The organism is Streptomyces sp. B6B3 (assembly GCF_039871525.1).
In the GTDB taxonomy this organism is placed as follows: domain Bacteria; phylum Actinomycetota; class Actinomycetes; order Streptomycetales; family Streptomycetaceae; genus Streptomyces.
Genome location: NZ_JBDPLU010000057.1, coordinates 1 through 3,637, shown reverse-complemented (window position 1 = coordinate 3,637; position 3,637 = coordinate 1). Strand labels below are relative to the sequence as shown.

General features: G+C 69.4%; 2 protein-coding genes and 1 pseudogene. All 3 read right to left on the bottom strand.

Translation table 11 applies throughout. From position 1 onward, the window contains the following. A pseudogene (locus tag ABGB06_RS39300) lies at window positions 1-224 on the bottom strand (sugar ABC transporter permease); the annotation flags it as partial. A gap of 115 nt (window positions 225-339) precedes the next feature. Continuing rightward, window positions 340-1,992 carry an extracellular solute-binding protein gene (locus tag ABGB06_RS39295; protein WP_347600508.1) on the bottom strand — a complete coding sequence of 551 codons (1,653 nt, stop codon included), beginning with the start codon at window positions 1,990-1,992 and terminating at the stop codon, window positions 340-342. A 489-nt stretch (window positions 1,993-2,481) separates the two neighbouring features. Then, a complete protein-coding gene (locus ABGB06_RS39290; protein ID WP_347600505.1) occupies window positions 2,482-3,417 on the bottom strand; it encodes an aldo/keto reductase in 936 nt (311 codons plus the stop codon). Window positions 3,418-3,637 lie beyond the last annotated feature (220 nt).

Here is a 3,637-nt window from a genome sequence, read left to right as displayed (position 1 = left end):
ATGTACGCGAAGACCGCCAGGAGGATCAGCACCGGCAGCGTCATCAGGATCAGCGGATAGTCCCGCCGCAGCTTGTGCCGGAACGTGATCCCACCACGCAGCCGAGGATCGTCACGACGACGACGGGCGGGCTGGGGACTGCGGCTGGTTTCGCGGTGTTTCGACGAAGGGCCGCCACTGCTCTCCTTCCGGAGAGGCGGCCGCGGGACCGTGCTCTGCGACACGGGAATCTCCTTGCTCTCCGTAGTGTGCCGGGCCGGGCGGGAGGAAGCGCCGCGTGGCGGGACCGGCCCGGCACACTGCCTGCGGGATGGGGGAGGCCGACGGGGCGAGGCCCCCCTACGCGGTGCCCTCCTCTTCGTCGAGGAGTCGCTGGTAGAAGTCGCGTAGCTCGTCGCCGCCGTTGCGGCGCCAGTCGTCGACGGCGTTGCGCACGTCGCGGAGGGACTGGCGGCCGCGGGACACGTCGTCCTCCAGGTCCTCGAAATGGTCGGAGATGCCGGACAGCCGAGCGGGCTCCTGGATCTGCCGGCCGGTGAAGAGCCAGTCCCTGCCGAAGCCGAAGTTCCGCTGCTGCCAGGCGGTCATGTCCTCGACGACATAGGGCAGGTCGGGGAAGGCGATGAAGGTCTGCGGCGAGCAGATGAAGGTGTAGGCCTCCGGGACGACCTCCACGTTGCCCTGCTCGGTGCGGACCGGCAGCCCATCCTCCAGCGTGTAGTGGGTGCCCTCGACGCCCCACTGCTTCAGCCGCTGCTCCACCGTGCCGTACGGCGCCGCGGTGAAGTTGGCCAGTTCCAGCGCCGCCCGGATCCGGTCCTCGGAGAGGTTCTTGTTCACGAACGTCCAGATGCCCGAGCCGTTCCCCCGGTACAGCACAGGATCGCCGCCGTCGGGGGCGAAGAAGTCGAAGGCGTTCATGCGGAAGTCCGGGTTCGACTTCTGCTGCTCCACGGCCATGGGGTACCAGCCTCCGGGCCCTCCGATGTACATCAGGGACTCGCCCGCGGCGAAGCGGACCCCGAGGTCGCCGGTGGCGGAGACGGCGTCGGGGTGGACCACCCCGGCCTCGAAGAGGCGGCGGTTCCACTCCAGGGCCTCAAGGTACATCTCCGTCTCGTAGCGGCTGACCAGCCGGCCGTTGACCAGTTCCCACTCGGGACTGCCGTACATGATCCCGCCGAACCACTTCATGTCCTCGCACGCCCACACCCGGTTACGGGGGGAGGTGATGTCCCTGGCGAAGTCGATGAACTCCTGGGCGCTGGTGGGCGGGGTCCAGCCGTTGGCGTCGAAGATGTCCTGCCGGTAGATGGGGGCGACCGCGTCGAGGGGGTTCGCCGGCTGGGGCAGGCCGCGCAGCGCGCCGCCGAAGACCGACGGCTCCCACGCCTCGGTGGGGATCGCGGCCAGGTTGGGGTAGTCGAGCACCTTGTCGCCGGAGAGGAAGGGCCCGAGGTCGGCGAAGCGGCTGGAGATGCCTTGCGGTATCTGGCCGGTGAGGTTCCAGTTGGGGATACACACCAGGTCCGGGATCTCGCTGGAGGCCAGGGTGGCGGCGAGCCTCTCGCCGTAGGTGTTCCCGTCCTGGATCTGCCAGTCCATGCGGACGCCGATGCCCTCGTCCATCGCCGTCCAGAACGGGTTGCCGGGCCGCGGCGGCGTGCCCCACAGCGGCGTCATGGCGGAGAACTCCGCGCCGCCGCCCCGCGGCGCGGGGACCGAGACGCCCAACTGCTCCTGCGGGATCCACCGGGTGTACCCGGGGCTGGAGCGGTTCTCGACGGGGATGTCCGGCTCGACGGCGGCATCGGAGGCCCGGTAGGTCGGCAGGATCCCCTTGAGCTCGTCCTCGGAGACCCTTCCCTCCTGCCCGCCGCTCCCCTTGCCACCACACCCGGACAGTAGCGGGATGCCGCCGACCGCGGCGGTGGCGACCGCGGTGGAGGCCAGAAAGCTTCTCCGGCTCTGCCCGGAGCGTGAGTTCGGCATACGTCGGCACCCCTTCGTGACCCTGCGCCTCGCCGAGCCGTCCCTGAGAACATAAGACGAATAATCGAAGCGCTTCGATGAGGAGGGACGTTAGGACCGCTTGGCCGGTTACACAAGCCCTGCGGCAGAAGTTCGTTGGGAATCGCGACAACGTTGCCATAGTGGCTTAGAAGCGCCTCAGGGCGTAGTCACCTGGTCTCTTGACGTAGGGATCAGAACCCTGACCTGGGCGTCGAAGCGCTTCGATCGATGGGCCGTCGACCGCCGTCGCAGGCGCGAGGCGCGCAGCGCGCCCGAGCCGGCCATCGACGGGTCGATGAGCCGGCTGGGGTCGCGCAGGTATGACCTTTGCGGGATTGACGGACCCGGTTGGCCCGCGCGTGCTCCCTCCGGGCAGCGACACCGGTGGGAGACGTGACCATGCGGCACCGGCCCTGCGTACGCCGGGCGCACGCAGGGCCGGGCTCGTTCTCGCGGGGGTGGGGAGGGTCAGGGCACGCGATGTCCGGCGGCGCGGAAGAGTTCGTACCAGTCGGCTCGGGTGAGGGGCAGGTCGGATCCCTGGGCGGCTCCGCTGACCCGGTCCGGGCTGGTGGTGCCGAGCACGACCTGCATCCGCGCGGGATGGCGGGTGATCCAGCCCGTCGCGATGGCGATCGCCGGAACGTCGTACCGAGCGGCGAGCCGGTCGATCACGGCGTTGAGCTCGGGGTAGTCCGGCGAGCCGAGGAAGACGCCGTTGAAGAAGCCCGCCTGGAACGGCGACCATGCCTGGACGGTGATGTCGTTCAGCCGGCAGTAGTCGAGGATCCCGCCGCCGTCGAGGGTCACCGACTGCCGCTCGTCGAGCATGTTCGCCGAGACCCCCTGGGCGACGATCGGCGCGTGGGTGATCGACAGCTGCAGCTGGTTGGCGACGATCGGCTGGCGCACCGACCTCCGCAGGAGGTCGATCTGGTGTGGGGTGTGGTTCGAGACCCCGAAATGGCGGACCTTGCCGGACGATTCGAGGTCGTCGAAGGCGCGCGCGACCTCCTCGGGCTCGACCAGCGCGTCCGGGCGATGCAGCAGCAGGATGTCGATGCGGTCGGTCCCCAGGGCCCGCAGCGACCCCTCGACCGAGTCGACGAGGTGGTCGTAGGAGAAGTCGAAGTAGGGCCCCTCCCTGACGATGCCGGCCTTGGTCTGGATCGTGATCTCGTCGCGTTGCGACGGGGTGAGCCGCAGCGCCTCGGCGAAGCGACGCTCGCAGCCGTGCAGCTCGTTCCCGTACACGTCGGCGTGGTCCACGAAGTCGATACCGGCGTCGCGGGCCGTGCGGACGAGTGCGCGGACGTCGTCGTCGGACTTGTCGGCGATGCGCATCAGACCGAGCACGATGTTGGGCGCGACGATCTCGGTGCCTGGCATGGTGAAGTGCTTCACGACCCGACCTTTCAGGGTGTTCGGAAGGCTGTCAGTGCCATCCCGTGAACTGGCGTCGGAACATTGTGCGCGCTCGCGGAACGCGCATCACCGCGGAGTCCGGAGCCGGAGGACCCGGGCGGCGGGCGCGGGCCCGCCCTCGAGGCGGAGCGTGCCGGTGTCGACGTCCCAGTCGGCCGGCCAGGCGGTCAGCCGCCGCGGATACAGCATGTCGATCTCC